The 14,472-nt window shown below is 67.6% G+C and carries 15 protein-coding genes and 1 pseudogene; 11 read left to right on the top strand and 5 right to left on the bottom strand.

Annotated features, from left to right (window positions below; translation table 11 throughout):
* Positions 1 to 217: pseudogene (locus BLU74_RS03470) on the bottom strand (IS4 family transposase); the annotation flags it as partial.
* A gap of 149 nt (positions 218 to 366) precedes the next feature.
* Between BLU74_RS03470 and BLU74_RS03465 the strand changes: the two are divergent.
* The gene (locus tag BLU74_RS03465) at positions 367 to 1,038 is read left to right on the top strand and encodes a DUF5305 family protein (RefSeq protein WP_139175632.1); all 672 of its coding nucleotides are present in this window, start codon (positions 367 to 369) and stop codon (positions 1,036 to 1,038) included.
* Positions 1,039 to 1,153: 115 nt separating this feature from the next.
* Here BLU74_RS03465 and lysS read toward each other — a convergent pair whose 3' ends face one another.
* Both lysS and pyrH read right to left on the bottom strand, forming a co-directional pair.
* Positions 1,154 to 2,797 carry a lysine--tRNA ligase gene (gene lysS, locus BLU74_RS03460; RefSeq protein WP_089765292.1) on the bottom strand — a complete coding sequence of 548 codons (1,644 nt, stop codon included), beginning with the start codon at positions 2,795 to 2,797 and terminating at the stop codon, positions 1,154 to 1,156.
* 47 nt (positions 2,798 to 2,844) lie between these two features.
* Complete coding sequence (gene pyrH / locus BLU74_RS03455) at positions 2,845 to 3,564, bottom strand: UMP kinase (protein WP_089765171.1); 720 nt, start codon at positions 3,562 to 3,564, stop codon at positions 2,845 to 2,847.
* A 127-nt stretch (positions 3,565 to 3,691) separates the two neighbouring features.
* Here pyrH and BLU74_RS03450 point away from each other — a divergent pair, with 127 nt between their 5' ends.
* The 3 genes from BLU74_RS03450 (at position 3,692) to BLU74_RS03440 (ending at position 6,375) form a co-directional block, all read left to right on the top strand.
* Complete coding sequence (locus BLU74_RS03450; protein WP_089765169.1) at positions 3,692 to 4,501, top strand: molybdopterin synthase; 810 nt, start codon at positions 3,692 to 3,694, stop codon at positions 4,499 to 4,501.
* A 299-nt stretch (positions 4,502 to 4,800) separates the two neighbouring features.
* A complete protein-coding gene (locus BLU74_RS03445; RefSeq protein ID WP_089765167.1) occupies positions 4,801 to 5,067 on the top strand; it encodes a DUF7123 family protein in 267 nt (88 codons plus the stop codon).
* Positions 5,068 to 5,235: 168 nt separating this feature from the next.
* Positions 5,236 to 6,375, top strand: coding sequence for a site-2 protease family protein (locus BLU74_RS03440; protein ID WP_089765165.1), 1,140 nt, complete (start codon positions 5,236 to 5,238; stop codon positions 6,373 to 6,375).
* 6 nt (positions 6,376 to 6,381) lie between these two features.
* Here BLU74_RS03440 and thiL read toward each other — a convergent pair whose 3' ends face one another.
* Complete coding sequence (gene thiL / locus BLU74_RS03435; RefSeq protein WP_089765163.1) at positions 6,382 to 7,254, bottom strand: thiamine-phosphate kinase; 873 nt, start codon at positions 7,252 to 7,254, stop codon at positions 6,382 to 6,384.
* A 139-nt stretch (positions 7,255 to 7,393) separates the two neighbouring features.
* On the opposite strand from thiL, the gene BLU74_RS03430 reads away from it, so the two are divergent.
* The 5 genes from BLU74_RS03430 (at position 7,394) to BLU74_RS03410 (ending at position 10,994) form a co-directional block, all read left to right on the top strand.
* A complete protein-coding gene (locus BLU74_RS03430; protein ID WP_089765161.1) occupies positions 7,394 to 8,443 on the top strand; it encodes a lysylphosphatidylglycerol synthase transmembrane domain-containing protein in 1,050 nt (349 codons plus the stop codon).
* 105 nt (positions 8,444 to 8,548) lie between these two features.
* Positions 8,549 to 9,004, top strand: a complete 456-nt coding sequence (locus tag BLU74_RS03425; protein ID WP_089765159.1) for a 30S ribosomal protein S19e — start codon at positions 8,549 to 8,551, stop codon at positions 9,002 to 9,004.
* Between the two features lie 61 nt (positions 9,005 to 9,065).
* Complete coding sequence (locus BLU74_RS03420) at positions 9,066 to 9,425, top strand: DNA-binding protein (RefSeq protein ID WP_089765157.1); 360 nt, start codon at positions 9,066 to 9,068, stop codon at positions 9,423 to 9,425.
* A 7-nt stretch (positions 9,426 to 9,432) separates the two neighbouring features.
* A complete protein-coding gene (locus BLU74_RS03415) occupies positions 9,433 to 10,026 on the top strand; it encodes a DUF7411 family protein (protein ID WP_089765156.1) in 594 nt (197 codons plus the stop codon).
* Positions 10,027 to 10,064: 38 nt separating this feature from the next.
* A complete protein-coding gene (locus BLU74_RS03410; protein WP_089765154.1) occupies positions 10,065 to 10,994 on the top strand; it encodes an EamA family transporter in 930 nt (309 codons plus the stop codon).
* Positions 10,995 to 11,031: 37 nt separating this feature from the next.
* Here the strand turns inward: BLU74_RS03410 and BLU74_RS03405 are convergent, their stop codons facing one another.
* A complete protein-coding gene (locus tag BLU74_RS03405) occupies positions 11,032 to 12,144 on the bottom strand; it encodes an NAD(P)-dependent alcohol dehydrogenase (RefSeq protein WP_089765290.1) in 1,113 nt (370 codons plus the stop codon).
* 155 nt (positions 12,145 to 12,299) lie between these two features.
* Between BLU74_RS03405 and hisS the strand changes: the two genes are divergently transcribed.
* Entirely contained in the window at positions 12,300 to 13,595 is a 1,296-nt protein-coding gene (gene hisS, locus BLU74_RS03400) for a histidine--tRNA ligase (RefSeq protein WP_089765288.1), read from the top strand.
* 6 nt (positions 13,596 to 13,601) lie between these two features.
* Entirely contained in the window at positions 13,602 to 14,420 is an 819-nt protein-coding gene (gene truA, locus BLU74_RS03395; protein WP_089765151.1) for a tRNA pseudouridine(38-40) synthase TruA, read from the top strand.
* The last annotated feature ends 52 nt before the right edge of the window (positions 14,421 to 14,472 follow it).

The raw sequence follows: 14,472 nt of genomic DNA, 5'->3' as shown, positions 1-14,472 counted from the left end.
GTTGATAGAAGCCACCCGGTGAGATCGTCTCATCAGCCGTGGAGTTGTAACTGCGTCTGAAGCCAGCGAGTGTTCGGCTCTCGCCTGCGGCGAAGCCGAACACGAGCGCCCACACGAGGACTGGTACCTGTAGCTTGCCCTCTCGCTCGACCACGCCGAGTTCCTCGGCGTGCTCTTCGAGGAACTCGGAAGGAAACAGTGTAGTAAGCCGACGCATGATTCTCGATGAGGAGGCTTCTGTGTGCACAGCGGTTGCCTCCTCATTCCTCTCGAAAAGAAGCCTCGATAAGCCGTCACTGTCACGTGGTTCTCCTCTTAGCTAAAGACGGATAGTCAGAGAAGTATCAGGGAACGCTCGGCGTCACGATGCCGATGCAGATCACCGATCGTTCCTATACGATCGACGCCCCGCGATCTGACGAACAGAGCCACGCGACACCGGTCACCCGGACAGTCACCGTCTCCGGCGAGGATGCCGCTGTCGGGGCAGCCAATCTGTCCAACGCGACAGCGCAGGCCGCGTTGCTCCCCGGTAGTGGGCCGACAGCGGTGGACAGCGACACTGCGCTCCGGAGTGGACTCGGAATCCTCGCGCTCGCTGCCGCGCTCGTCGTGTGGCGCGTCCAGGGCCGACTCCCCGACCGGGAGAGCCTCGAACAAGCGTACGACAAACGCCGGTACAGTGAGTGGGTATCGCGGGGACGGATTCCCGCGTCGGACGCCTACCAACGGGTCGTCATCGAGGAGTTCGTCGATCTGATCGACATCGCTATCGACTCCGACAAGCGCGTCATCCACGACCGGGATCAGGCCCGCTATGGGGTGATCGACAGCACCACCATCTACCAGTACAGCGAGCCGAGAGCACGGAGCGACCCCGACGAGTCGCAAACCGGTACCGCGCCGGCAGCGGTGGACAAAGAGGGGCAAAATCGAGGGAGCGCTTCGCTCCCCGATGCACAGGTAACCGACGGCGGCAGTGACGCCGAAAACGCAGATTCGCTGGACAACTCTCCGGACGTCGCTGACGAAGACTGATTACTGATTGCCATTCTACGGGTGCTCTCCTCGCGGTTCCGTTCTACGGGTAGACTCCCCGTGCTGTCGGCGAGACGCCGGTGAAAACAAATCGACGGTACGAAGCGATACCGCGCTATCCGTCACGCCGCAATCGCGCCACGACGAACTCCGTGTCGAGTTCACCGAGGAACTCGCCGAGTCGCGGCCCCTGCGGCTGGTCGAAGAACAGCAGATAGCCCGCCTCGAAGAAGTCTCCGACCTCGATGTCGTTCCGGCGAGCCGTCTCGTACATCTCGCCCTGGATCGCCTCGCCGTCGTTTCCGGCCGCGACGAAGTCCGCGAGTTCGTCGAGCGCGGCCTCGACGTTCTCGTCGAAGTCGACCTCGGGCAGGGCATCCTGGATGCGGTAGTTGTACGCGTTGTCCTCCCGGACGGCCCACGCGCGGGCCCGATCGACCCGTTCGAGCGCCTCTTCGATCGCCCACTCCGGGGTGTCGTCGTCGATGTAGCCCTCGTTTCTGGCCATCTCGATCCGGAGGTCGCGGTCGTCGGTCATCCCGAGCACGGCCGCGAACGTGTACGGCAGGCGGACGCGGTCCTCTCTGATCTCGTCGACGACGAACGGATAGGCGCGCTCGGCGAACGCCGTCACCGACTCGTCGTCGACGTCGCCGAAGTACGCCCGCTCGAAGCGATCGAAGTCGTCGACCAGCTGATCCAGTCGGGAGATGTCGAGGTCGCGGGCCTTCCGCGGGTTCAGCGCGAAGAAGTACCGCAGTACCTCCGGTTCCAGCAGGTCGAGCATCTCTACGACGGTGACGATGTTCCCCTGCGAGGACGAGAGCGCCTCGCCGTTGAGGGTAAACCACTCGTAGACCATCGGCACCGGCGGCTCGATCTCGAGGACGTTGCGGGCGATGTCTTCGCCGGACGGCCACGACCCCTCGGCGTGGTCTTTTCCGAACGGCTCGAAGTCGACGCCGAGCACCTGCCACTGCGCCGGCCACTCGAAGCGCCACGGGAGTTTGCCCTCGCGGAGCGTCGCGGTGCCCTCGTGGCCGCAGCCCTCGATCGTCTCGTCGCCGACGGTCATATCGGTGCAGACGTACTCGACGGTCCGCGCGTCGAGATCGACTTCGGTCACGGTTTCGGTGATCTTCCCGCACTCCCCGCAGATCGGATTGAACGGGACGTAGTCCTCGTCCACCTTCGATTGGTACGCCGACAGGACCTCGCGGGCCTCGTCGGCGTGTTCGAGCACGTGAGCGACCACGTCCTCGAACGTCCCGTCTTCGTAGAGTTCGGTGTTCGAGAGCATCTCGACCGGGACGTCGAGGCGGTCGGCGTCGGCCTTCAGCAGCGCCGCGAAGTGGGCCGCGTACGACTCGGACTCGCCGAACGGATCGGGGATGTCGGTGTAGGGCGTCCCGAGGTTCCGTCCCAGCGCGCCGGCGTCGACATCGCCGAGGCCGACGATGTCCCCGTCGACGTCTGCGAGCTTCCGCGGGAGTTTCCTGAGGGGGTCGCGGTCGTCGCTCGTGAAGACCTGCCGGACCTCGTACCCGCGCTCGCGGAGGACGGCGGCGACGAAGTACCCGCGCATAATCTCGTTGAAGTTCCCGAGGTGGGCGACTCCGGACGGCGACACGCCGCCTTTGATGACGATCGGTTCGTCCGGGTTGCGGGCCTCGATCTCGTCGGCAACCGCCGCTGCCCAGAAGTCCCGTGCGTCGGCCCCGTCGGCTCCATCGACGGCGGCGGCCTCGTGGGCACTCATCTGTTCGACGTCCGACTCTCCGCCGTCGGCGTCGTCGCTCCCGTCGCTCATTGCTCGACCCAGTAGCTCGGTTCGTCTCCGACACCCTCGGGGACGATGTCGGTCCCGTCGTGTTCGCCCCGAAGGACGGCGTCTTCGATCCGCTCGGGCTCGGTGCCGTCGAGGACGATGGTGCGCATTCCCGCCCGTTCGATGAGTTTCGCCGCCAACAGATCGACCGGCGCGGAGGCGCCGGCGTCGCGGCTCATCGGCGCGATCACGTCGACCAGTTCACCGCCGGACAGCCGCTCGTACTTCTCGGCTCCGTCGTCGGCGCTCGGATCGGCGCTGTAGACGCCGTCGACGCTGGTCGCATAGACGAGGAGGTCCGCGTCGACGTACTCCGCCAGCGCGGCAGCGACCGCGTCGGTCGTCTGCCCCGGCGTCACGCCGCCCATCACCGAGACGTCCCCCCGACGGATGGCGTCGCCGGCCGCCTCGTGATCGTGCGCCACTTTCGGATCCACCTCGGGCCCCAGCGCGGCGATCAACAACCGGGCGTTGATCCGCGTGACGTCGATCCCGATCTGGTCCAGTTGGACCTCGTTCGCGCCCAGTTCCCGCGCTGCACCGATGTAGTCTCTGGCGACTCCCCCGCCGCCGACGACGGCGCCGATCTCACAGCCCGCTGCCGCGAGTCGCTCGACGACCGCTGCGTGCCCCTCGACCCGGCGGGCGTCGAGGTCCGGAGCGAGAACGCTCCCGCCGATAGAAACGACGACTCTCATTGCCCCGTCGTTGCCGCGAACCGGGCTTAAGGGTTGTCAACCGCGTACGCGAGACGGCCCCGGGAGTCCCTCGCTCCGACCGCCGCAGCCGACAAAATAAAGCCGCTCGCCGTCCCGAATCCGGAGTATGCAGGTACTCGGAGTCGTGGGTGACGACGCGCTGGCGCTCTGCGACCGCGTCGCGCCCCATCTGGACGGCCGTGTCGCCGTCGTCGGACGCGGCGACGACACCGGAGACTCGCTCCCAACCCCGGACTCGGCGCTGTCCCAGCGCCCCGACGGCGTCGACACGGCGTACGCACTCGGCGCCGACGGGTGGACGGCCGCGGGAGAGGACCGCTCACTCGACGACGTCCTCGACGACCTCGCGGCGACGTACGACCACGCGCTCCTGGCGGGATTCCCGAACGTGACCGCCCCGACGGTCGCCGTCGGCGAGGTGGAGTCGGCGGACGTCGCACTCCAGGTCGACAGCACGGCCGAGGCCGACGTCGAAGCCATCATCGACGTGTTGATCGACGCCGAACCGCACGTCACCCTCGAGACGCTCGTCGAGCGCGTGAAGCACTCACCACGGGCCGAGCGCGCCGGGGCGATCGCGACGTTCACCGGCCGCGTGCGGACGAAAGACGGCGAAGAGGACCCCGAGACGCTCGAACTGACCTTCGAGAAGTACGAGGGGGTCGCCGACGAGCGGATGCGGACGATCGAAGACGAGTTGATGGAACGAGACGGCGTTCAGGAGGTCGCGCTCTTCCACCGAACCGGCACGCTCGAATCCGGTGAAGACATCGTCTTCGTCGTCGTCCTCGCCGGTCACCGAGAGGAGGCGTTCGAGACGGTCTCGGACGGCATCGACCGGCTCAAGGACGAGGTCCCGATCTTCAAGCGCGAAACGACCGTCGAAGAGGACTTCTGGGTCCACGACCGGCAGTAACGTCGTCGTCTCCCGCCACTTCTCAGCGCGCGTGCGGTTCCGATTGCCCTGCTCGGCCCCGGCTGTAAGTGCGTGAACGGCCGAATCTCCGACACGAGCCGCGACTTCACGGAAAGATAATATCGAATCAAAATACAAGAAATAAAAATTCAGGGAGCTCGATAAAAGTTGAAAATAGCTCTGTGAATTTTTTAAATAATTGATTAGAACACCGTTTACCGGTGAATAGAGCCGAATTACCCCCAACGTTCCTGCCTTTATATACTCCCCTCTCGCCAAGGGTGGAGCGAGGTCACACAATGAGCGCAACCACGACACCCTCCACTGACGCCGGCGACGACCTGCCCAAGGAAGAGCGCCTGAAATCGTTCCTGCTCGAGAAGGCCCAGGACGGCGAGATGTACTTCAAATCGAAGTTCATCGCCGAAGAAGTCGGCCTCTCGCCCAAGGAGATCGGCGCGCTGATGGTGAAGCTCAAGGACTCCGCCTCCGAGCTCACCGTCGAGAAGTGGTCGTACACGAGTGCGACCACCTGGCGGATTGAACCGAACGCGGACGCGGCGTAGGCGCTCACGCTCGAATTGGTCCACGGAGACGCCCGCTACGCGGCACACGACTGTCCGCCCTCACCGCCCCCGCACGGCTCGCCGACCGCTCCGAATTTTTGATCGACACGCCCGCCAGTGACGACTCTGTCGCGGAGTTTATCGGGCTGTGGGCCCTACGACGGGGCGATGGATTCCGCCGACTCGACCGCAGAACTTCCGGTCGAGACACTTCGATCGGTGTTCCACCTCCGGGAGACCCGACGGGACGGCGACCGGGTGATCTTCTACGGCGAATCGCTCGTCCCCGAACAGATGCTCCGCCGCGAAGTGTGGCGGGCGTTCCGTGATGCCGGCTACGAGGTACAGGTCTCGGCGGGCACGGGCACCCGCGAGGACCTCGTCGTCGCCCGCCCTGTCACGAACGGCATCGACGGCGTCCCGTGGAAGAACCTCGGGCTGTTCCTCGCCACGATCGTGTCGACGATGCTGGTCGGCGCGCTGACGTGGTATTACATCCCGCTCTCGACGCTCCTCGCGAACCCGCTCGCAGTCCTCCGCGCGTGGCCGTTCACCGCTGCGATACTCGGCGTGCTCGCGACCCACGAGTTCGGACACTACGTGATGGGACGGTATCACGACGTCGACGTCTCGCTGCCGTACATTATCCCGTTCATCTTCCCGTTCGGGACGCTCGGTGCGATCATCCGGATGCGCGGGCAGATGCCCGACCGCGAGACGCTCTTCGACATCGGCGTCGCGGGGCCGCTCGCCGGATTGGCGGCGACGATCGTCGTCACGGCGATCGGGCTCTCGCTCCCGCCGATCGAGGTGCCGGCGTGGGCGCTGCAGGGCACCGGACAGGTGATCGTGTTCAACAATCCACCGCTGTTGAACCTCCTCGCGTCGCTCCTCGGCCAACCGACCGAGTACGCCGACCCGGGTGTCGCGGTCAACCCGGTCATCATCGGCGGGTGGGTAGGGATGTTCTTCACCGTCTTGAACCTCCTCCCGGTCGGCCAACTCGACGGCGGTCACATCCTCCGGGCGATACTCGGTGAGTCACAGGAGCGCGTGGCGGCACTCGTTCCCGCCGCCCTCTTCGGCATCGCGGGCTACCTCCACTACGTCCTCGGCTACGGCCTGAACGAATCCGTCGGTCTGTGGGTGTTCTGGGGGCTGCTCTCCGGGTTCATCGCGTTCAAGGGCCCCGCGAACCCGATCGACGACTCCCCGCTCGACACGCCGCGGATCGTCGTCGGCGTCCTCACGTTCGCGCTCGGCGCGCTCTGTTTCCTGCTCGTGCCGATCGAAGTGATGTCCGTCTGACGACGCTCACTCGTGGGTGTAGCCCTCGTCGGCGAGCGGTTCGCCGTCCATTCGAACCCCGTTCGCAGTGACGTCGCCGACGACCGAGAGCGACACCGGGACGGCTTCGCGCGCCGCCGCGACGGCGGCGGGAGGGAGCGTACAGACGAGTTCGAAGTCCTCGCCGACGGCCGTCGCCAGCTCGCGCCGGTCGGTCGCGTCGGTCGCGTAGTCGTCGACGGCGCTGTGGACGGGCACGTCGCTCCAGACGACGTCGAAGCCGACCTCCGACGCCGCCGCGAGCTGGTGGAGCGACCTGGCGAGCCCGTCCGAGGAGTCCATCATCGCCGTCGCGTGCGGTGCGAGCGCCCGCCCGGCAGCGACGCGCGGGGGAAAGCGAAAGAGGTCGTTGCCGCGTTCGACGTCCCCGGCCTCGAACGCACGGAGCCCCGCAGCCGTCCGGCCGAGACGGCCCGTTACGCAGACCACGTCCCCCGGTTTAGCCCCCGATCGGCGGACCGGCTCGTCGGTCTCGCCCAGCGCGGTCGACGCCACTGTGAACTCCGTTCCGGTGTCGAGGTCACCGCCGACGTATTCGGCACCGACGGCCGTACAGACGGCCTTCGCTCCCGCCAGGAAGTCGTCGAGTTCCGTCTCGACCAGGCTCGGCGCAGCGTACGCGGCGACCGCAGCAGTCGCCTCCGCACCCATCGCGGCCACGTCCGAGAGCGACGCCCCGATGGCTCGCCAGCCGGCGGTGTACCGGGTCGTTCCCGCGGGAAAATCCGTCGTCTCGTGGAGCATATCGGTCGTCACCACGACTCCGTCCACGATGGCGGCGTCGTCGCCCGCGGCGGGCAGGGCAGCCGCGAGTCGCCGCAGCGCCGAACGTTCGTCCATACCTGTGATCAGCCACCAGCGGGCAAAAAACCCGATATTCGACCCAGCGGGCGGGGCGGGGGCTCTCGTCTGTGCACACGGTTCTCACACCGTCTCTGGTTTCGATGGCTTGATTGCCCGAAGGGGCGAGGACCGTGATATGGTCCGCGAGAACCTCCGGGCGACCGTTCTCGGGTTCGGAGGGGCCGTCGCCGTCTTCGCGCTCCTGTTTTATTTCGCCGGGATCGAGGACCTCCTCGCGACCCTGCAGAGCGCCGACCCGCGGTACCTCGCGCTCGTTCTCCTGGCCACGCTCGCGTGGCTCGCCGCCTGGAGCCTCTCGCTGAACACCGTCCTCGGCGTCCTCGGCGTCGATCTCTCGCCCGTCGCTTCGTTTCTCGTCTTCGCGGGCGCGACGTTCGCTAACAACATCACGCCGTTCGGGCAGGCCGGTGGCGAGCCAGTGACGGCCTACCTCATCTCCCGGGTGGCGAACGCCGAGTACGAGCGGAGTCTGGCGGCGATCGCCAGCGTCGACACGCTGAATTTCGTCCCCTCGATCACGCTCGCGCTCGTCGGCGCCGGCTACTTCGCGACGGAGGTCGCGCTCGGGACGAACCGGAACCTCCTGGCCGCCGTCGGGGCCGTCGTCCTGCTCGCGGTGCTCGTCCCGACGCTGATCTACGTCGGCTGGCAGCGCCGGTACTCCCTCGAAGCCCGCGTCGTGAGCGGCCTCACGCCGCTCATCCGTTCGCTCGCCGACCGTCTCCCCCGCGTGTCGGTGCCGACTCCGGAGGGGATCGAGCGCCGGATCAACGGCTTCTTTCGAGCGATCGAACGGGTCGCGGCCAACCCGCGGGGGCTGGCGCTGGCGCTCGGTGCCTCGGCCACCGGCTGGCTCTGTCAGATGCTCGCGCTCTGGCTCGCGTTCGGCGCGATCGGCATCGACGTCCGGTTCTCGATCGCGCTCGTCGTGGTCCCCATCGCCGCGATCGCCGGCGTGACGCCGCTGCCCGGCGGAGCCGGCGGGATCGAGACCGTCCTGGTGCTTCTCCTCTTGGCCGCACCGCTGTCACAGGTGACCGAACCGACCGCGGTCGCGGCGGTCGTCATCTTCCGCGGCGCGGTCTACTGGGTCCCGACCATTCTCGGCGGGATCGTCGTCGCGTGGATCGGAACCGGCCTCGGGATCGAGGCCGGGGCGGAGTGACCGTTGCGCCCCCGTCGGGCTCGGATCTCGCTCCCCGAGAGACCGTCTCACGCCCCGTAGCGCCGATACGATGGCTTTAAACGACGCCGTCGGGAATTGGTCCCTATGGTAAGTGTCTACGACGTTCCGGCCGACGCCCTCATCGAGGACGTCGCCGACCGCCTCGCGGACCGAATCGAGGAGCCCGAATGGATCAACTTCGCGAAGACGGGGCAGACCCGCGAACTGCCACCCCAGCAGGACGACTTCTGGCACGTCCGTGCGGCGTCGCTGCTCCGCAAGGTCGCCAAGGAAGGACCGATCGGCGTCGACCGCCTCGCGACCGAGTACGGCGGCCGAAAGCGCGGCTCGAACCGATACCGCGTCGCCGGCAACAGCTCGGCCACCGGGAGCAAGAACGTCATCCGGACGGCGCTCCAGCAGCTCGAAGCGGAAGGTCTCGTCGAGACCGCGAAGGGGCAGGGCCGTCGCATCTCTCCCGAGGGCCAGAGTTTCCTCGACAACGCCGCTGATGAGGTCCTCGAGGACCTCGACCGGCCGGAACTCGAACGGTACGCGTAGACTGCGCGCCGAGGCCGAACGACGTAACCGTTTTTAGCGCTGCGGCAACAATCATTTGACGATGAGTGGAACCCCCGACGACGACCGACTGGAGGAGCTCCGCGAACAGAAGATGCAAGAGCTCCGCGAACAGGCCGACGGACAGCAGGGCGGCGGCCGCGAAGGTGCTCAGGACGCCGCTCGGGAGCAGGCTGAGGCCAAGCAGGAGGCGATGCTGAAGCAGTACCTCACCGACGGGGCCCGGCAACGCCTCAACGCGGTGGAGATGTCCAAGCCCGAGTTCGCGGAGTCCGCGAAGAAACAGATCCTCGCGCTCGCCCAGAGCGGCCGGATCCAAGACCGGATCGACGAAGAGCAGATGCGCGATCTGCTCAAGGAACTGCAGCCCGATTCGAAGAGCTTCGACATCCGCCGGCGATAGCGGCGTCGTGGACCTCGCACTCCTCTACAGCGGCGGGAAGGACTCGACACTTGCCGCGCTGCTGCTCGATTCCTTCTACGACGTGACGCTCGTCACCGGCCGCTTCGGCATCAGTGACGACTGGGAGCACGCCCGAACCGCCGCCGACCGACTGGGCTATCCCTTCGACACGGTCGACCTCGACCCCGACGTCGCGAGCGAGGCTGTCGCGCGGATGTCCGACGACGGGTACCCCAGAAACGGGATCCAGCAGGTGCACGAACACGCGCTCGAACGCGTCGCCGACCTCGACGTCGACGCCGTCGCCGACGGGACTCGCCGCGACGACCGCGTCCCGACGATCTCCAGAGCGCAGGCGCAGAGCCTCGAAGACCGCCACGACGTCGATTACCTCTCGCCGCTGGCCGGGCTGGGCCGCCACGCCGTCGACCGTCTCGTCGCAGAGACGCTCGACGTCGAGACGGGCCCCTCGACGCAGGTCCCGAAAGGCGACTACGAGGCCGAACTCCGGGCGCTGCTCGCCGAGGAACACGGTCAGGCGGCCGTCGAACGGGTGTTCCCGGACCACGAGCAGTCCTACGTCCGCGGCCTGCAGGAGTAAGCGCTCGCGGGCTTCGAGCGGACGCGCCCGCGAGCGGAATGGGAACGTCTTTCTCGGGGAATCGAGCAGACTCACTCGTGCTTTCGCTCGGTCCCGGCATCGCCTACTCGATTGCGGCCGCCCTCGTCTGGGGAACGTACATCTTCGTCCTGAAGCGGTACTTCGCGGACTATCCCGGCACGGTGCTGACCGTCGGCGTCAACGCGGCAGCGATCGCGTGGTACGTTCCGATCGCCGTCCTCTCGGGCGCGTCGCTCGGCACCCTCTCGGGGGCCACCGCGCTCGTCGAGGGCCCGAGTGCCCTCTTCGTCTCGCTGACGACCATCCTCCTGACGGCCGCGGCGTTTCTCGCCTTCCTCCGCGCGATCGGTGCTGGAGAGGTCTCCTACGTCGCGCCGATCAGCAAGATCATCCCGGTGTTCGTGCTTCCGATCGAGGTGCTCCTCCTCGGCCAGCGGTTGGCTCCCGTCGCGGTCGTCGGCGTCGCGGTCGCGACGCTCGCGGTCTACGTCGCCAACTACCGCGCGGGGTCGCTTCTGGACCCGCTTCGGAAGGCGTCGTCGTCGCGGGCGGCACAGTTGGCCCTCGTCAGCGCGGCGTGTTACGGCGTGAGCGACGTCGGCAAGCGCGTCGTGTTGCAGGGTCTCGGCGTGCCGCTGACGCTCTGGGTTCCGATCCTCCTCGGTGGCGTGTTGCTCGTGGTCCTCCCGCTGGCCGCCCGCGAGTGGGTCCCGCTCCGTGCTGATCTCCCGCGGTTCGCACTGGCGGGTGGCGGCGTCGCGCTCGGCGAACACGTCACCTCACTCGCCTTCGCGGCCGCGCCGGCGTCGATCGCGTCACCGATCATCAACACTCAGGCGGTCGTCGCGGTCGTCCTCGGCGGGGTGCTGCTCCGCGAAGAGGCGTTCCGCATCCGACTCGTCGCCGCGGGTCTCGCCGTCGCCGGCGTCGGTCTGATCGCGGCCTAAGCCGGGCCCGCGGTCGCGACGCGACCGGTCGACCGACTCAGGGCTCGCTGATCCGGAGGATCGGCTTGATGCTGTCGCCGTTCTCGGAGTCCTCGATGGCCTGTTCGATCTCCTCGAAGTCGTAGTAGGTCACGAGTTCGTCGAAGGGGAACTTCCCCTGCCGGTACAGTTCGATCAGATCCGGGATGAACTCCTTGGGGTTGCTGTCGCCCTCGACGACGCCCGTGATCGACCGGCCGTTCAGGATGAGGTCGTTGACGTCGTAACTCGCGCGGGTGCCGAGCGCCGGCGCGCCGACGACGGCGAGGGTTCCCCGCTGGGTGAGCGTGTCGACGGCCTGCTCGGCCACGTCGGCGACGCCGGTCGTCTCCACGGCGTAGTCCGGGCCACCAGCAGTGGCCTCCCGCACTGCCGCGACCACGTCGTCGACCGTCTCGGGGTTGACCGTCTCGGTCGCGCCCAGCCCGTAGGCCTTCTGGAGCCGGTTGCCCTTGATGTCGATCGAGACGATGTCGGTACAACCCTTGAGGTTCGCCGCCATCACCGCGGAGAGGCCGACCGACCCCGCGCCGAAGACGGCGATCGACGAACCCGCTTGCGGGTCGAGCGTGTTGATCACCGCGCCGGCTCCGGTCTGGACGCCGCAGCCGAGCGGTCCCAGGAGTTCGAGCGGGACGTCGTCGTCGACGGTGACCACGTTGCGCTCGGTCGCGATGGCGTGCGTGGCGAACGACGACTGCCCGAAGAACCGCCCGCTGAGTTCCTCCTCACCGCGCGAGAGCGGTGAGGTCCCGTCTTCCGGGCGGCTCCCGCCGAAGTTGTGCGCGAAGAAGTCCTCGCAGTAGGCGGGGTGGCCCGCGTGGCAACTGGGGCAGTCGTCGTCGTAATCGAAACTCAGGACCACGCGGTCACCGGGTTCGACGTCGGTGACGTTCGCGCCGACGGCCTCAACGACTCCGGAGCCCTCGTGACCCAGCACGGCCGGCAGCGGTGTCGGATACAGCTGATCTCGTACGATCATATCCGTGTGGCAGACGCCGGCACCGACGACGCGGACCAACACCTCGTTCGCCTGCGGCGCCTCCAGTTCGACGGACTCGATCGTGAACGGTCCTCCTTCCTCGTTGACAACGGCAGCTTCGATCTCCATCACCTCGCATCAGCGCTGGAATCAGCATAAAACTACCCTCGATTCGACGGACGCCGATGCCCTCGTTTCGGTAGCGCACGTTGGACCGCGGTGCCGCGAGCGACCGGCCGCACGCCTTCAACAGTTTCAAGCGCGACACCGCCGAACTCCGGCGTATGTACGACCGACTCAAGGGCTTTCGCGACTTCTACCCCGAGGAGATGGCCCCCCGCCGGGAGGTCATCGACACGCTGGAGTCGACCGCGGCCCGCTACGGCTTCCGGGAGATCTCCACGCCAGCGCTCGAACGGACGGAGATGTACGTCGACAAGAGCGGCGAGGAGATCGTCGAGGAACTGTACGCCTTCGAGGACAAAGGCGGCCGCGAGGTGTCGCTGACGCCGGAACTCACGCCGACGGTCGCGCGGATGGTCGTCGCGAAACAACAGGAGCTCTCGAAGCCGATCAAGTGGGTCTCGACGCGGCCGTTCTGGCGCTTCGAGCAGGTCCAGCAGGGCCGGTTTCGGGAGTTCTACCAGACCAACGTCGACATCTTCGGCTCGTCCGAACCGACGGCCGACGCGGAGATCTTGGCGTTCGCCGCCGACGCGCTCACCGATCTGGGGCTCACGGGCGACGACTTCGAGTTCCGCGTCTCCCATCGCGACATCCTCAGCGGCCTCCTCGACGCCTTCGATGCCGACGTCGACGCCGCCGCCGCGATCCGCGCGGTCGACAAGCGCGCGAAGGTCGAAGAGACGGAGTACCTCGGCCTGCTCTCCGACGCCGGTCTCGCTTACGACCAGGCCGATCAGTTCGACGACCTCGTCGCTCGCGGGGACCTCGACGAGATCGCCGAGTTCGGTGGAGCAGACGTCGCAGACGCGGTCGAAAATCTCCGGAACGTGCTCGCGGCAGCCGAGGACTTCGGGGCGCGCGAGTACTGTGACGTGTCGCTGACGACGGCCCGCGGCCTGGACTACTACACGGGTGTCGTGTTCGAGTGCTTCGACTCGACGGGCGAGGTTTCGCGATCCGTCTTCGGCGGCGGCCGTTACGACGACCTCATCGAGAGTTTCGGCGGGCAGCCCACCCCGGCGGTCGGCGTCGCCCCCGGCCTCGCGCCGCTGTCGCTCCTCTGTCAGCGCGCGGGCGTCTGGCCCGAAGAGGCGCTCACGACCGACTACTACGTCCTCACGGTCGGCGAGACCCGGGAGGTCGCGTCCCGCATCGCCCGCGACCTCCGCGCGTCCGGCAACGTCGTCGAAGTCGACGTCTCCGACCGGAGTTTCGGCGCGCAGATGGGCTACGCCGACAGCGTCAACGCCGAGACGGTCGTCATCGTCGGCGAACAGGACCTCGCGAACGACGAGGTGACGGTGAAGGATATGGCGTCCGGCGACCAGACCACCGTGCCCGTCGAGACGTTCCCGGGCGACCGCGACGCGCCGACCTACGACGACGTGGCCTGAGGGGCCGTGCGCGCCTTCCGCATCGCCTACGACGGTCGACCGTTCCACGGCTTCCAGCGCCAGCCCTCGGTCCCGACCGTCGAGGACGCGATCTTCGACGCCCTCGACGAACTCGGCGTGTTCGATCGCGACGCGGCCCACCGGCCGGACGGGTACGCCGCGGCCGGCCGGACCGACGCCGGCGTCTCTGCACTCGCACAGACGGTCGCCGTCGCGTGTCCCGAGTGGTGCACGCCACGGGCGCTCAACGGCGAACTCCCCCCTGACGTCCGCGCGTGGGCCGCCGCCGGCGTGTCAACCGATTTCCACGCGACTCACGACGCCGGCGAGCGGACCTACGTCTACGACCTCTACGGCCCCGAACTGGACGACAGTCGGGCCGCCGCGGCCGCGAACGCGCTCTCGGGCGCGCACGACTTCCACAACCTCACGCCCGACGAAGACGGCACCGAACGCGACCTCTCGCTCCGGATCGACCGCGGGGGCGACTTCGTGACGCTCCGGGTCGCGGCCGGTGGATTTCCCAGACAACTCGTCCGCCGGGTCGCCTCGGTCGTCCGGAGCGTGGCGGCCGGCGAGCGCGACCCCAGGTGGATCGACGACCTCCTCGGGTCGGACTCGATCGCGGGGCCCGACGGCGTCCCGCCGGCCCCGCCCGAACCGCTGGTCCTGGCGGACGTCACCTACCCCGACGTCGCCTTCGAGCGCGACCCAGAGGCCGCCGCGAGCGCCGTCGACGTCTTCTCGACGCGGCGGCGGGAGCATCGGACTCGTGCGCGCACCGCCGGCCGCATCGCCGACGGTGTCCGCGAAGCCGATCGATAGCCGCGCGAGTGAAGCCGACCGTGCAGCGTCGCTGGGAGTTCAGTACACGCGG

The sequence above is a fragment of the Halobellus clavatus genome (assembly GCF_900107195.1).
Taxonomy (GTDB): Archaea; Halobacteriota; Halobacteria; order Halobacteriales; family Haloferacaceae; genus Haloquadratum; species Haloquadratum clavatum.
Note: the sequence above shows the minus strand (reverse complement) of the source record. Positions and strands in the feature narration are given on the sequence as shown.

What these genes read in the sequence shown, in the direction of transcription:
- BLU74_RS03450 (WP_089765169.1), top strand. Translation starts at nt 3,692, where the DNA reads ATGCAGGTACTCGGAGTCGTGGGTGACGACGCGCTGGCGCTCTGCGAC.
- BLU74_RS03445 (WP_089765167.1), top strand. Translation starts at nt 4,801, where the DNA reads ATGAGCGCAACCACGACACCCTCCACTGACGCCGGCGACGACCTGCCC.
- BLU74_RS03465 (WP_139175632.1), top strand. Translation starts at nt 367, where the DNA reads ATGCCGATGCAGATCACCGATCGTTCCTATACGATCGACGCCCCGCGA.
- BLU74_RS03425 (WP_089765159.1), top strand. Translation starts at nt 8,549, where the DNA reads ATGGTAAGTGTCTACGACGTTCCGGCCGACGCCCTCATCGAGGACGTC.
- BLU74_RS03405 (WP_089765290.1), bottom strand. Translation starts at nt 12,144, where the DNA reads ATGGAGATCGAAGCTGCCGTTGTCAACGAGGAAGGAGGACCGTTCACG.
- hisS (WP_089765288.1), top strand. Translation starts at nt 12,300, where the DNA reads ATGTACGACCGACTCAAGGGCTTTCGCGACTTCTACCCCGAGGAGATG.
- BLU74_RS03440 (WP_089765165.1), top strand. Translation starts at nt 5,236, where the DNA reads ATGGATTCCGCCGACTCGACCGCAGAACTTCCGGTCGAGACACTTCGA.
- thiL (WP_089765163.1), bottom strand. Translation starts at nt 7,254, where the DNA reads ATGGACGAACGTTCGGCGCTGCGGCGACTCGCGGCTGCCCTGCCCGCC.
- BLU74_RS03420 (WP_089765157.1), top strand. Translation starts at nt 9,066, where the DNA reads ATGAGTGGAACCCCCGACGACGACCGACTGGAGGAGCTCCGCGAACAG.
- pyrH (WP_089765171.1), bottom strand. Translation starts at nt 3,564, where the DNA reads ATGAGAGTCGTCGTTTCTATCGGCGGGAGCGTTCTCGCTCCGGACCTC.
- BLU74_RS03410 (WP_089765154.1), top strand. Translation starts at nt 10,065, where the DNA reads ATGGGAACGTCTTTCTCGGGGAATCGAGCAGACTCACTCGTGCTTTCG.
- BLU74_RS03430 (WP_089765161.1), top strand. Translation starts at nt 7,394, where the DNA reads ATGGTCCGCGAGAACCTCCGGGCGACCGTTCTCGGGTTCGGAGGGGCC.
- lysS (WP_089765292.1), bottom strand. Translation starts at nt 2,797, where the DNA reads ATGAGTGCCCACGAGGCCGCCGCCGTCGATGGAGCCGACGGGGCCGAC.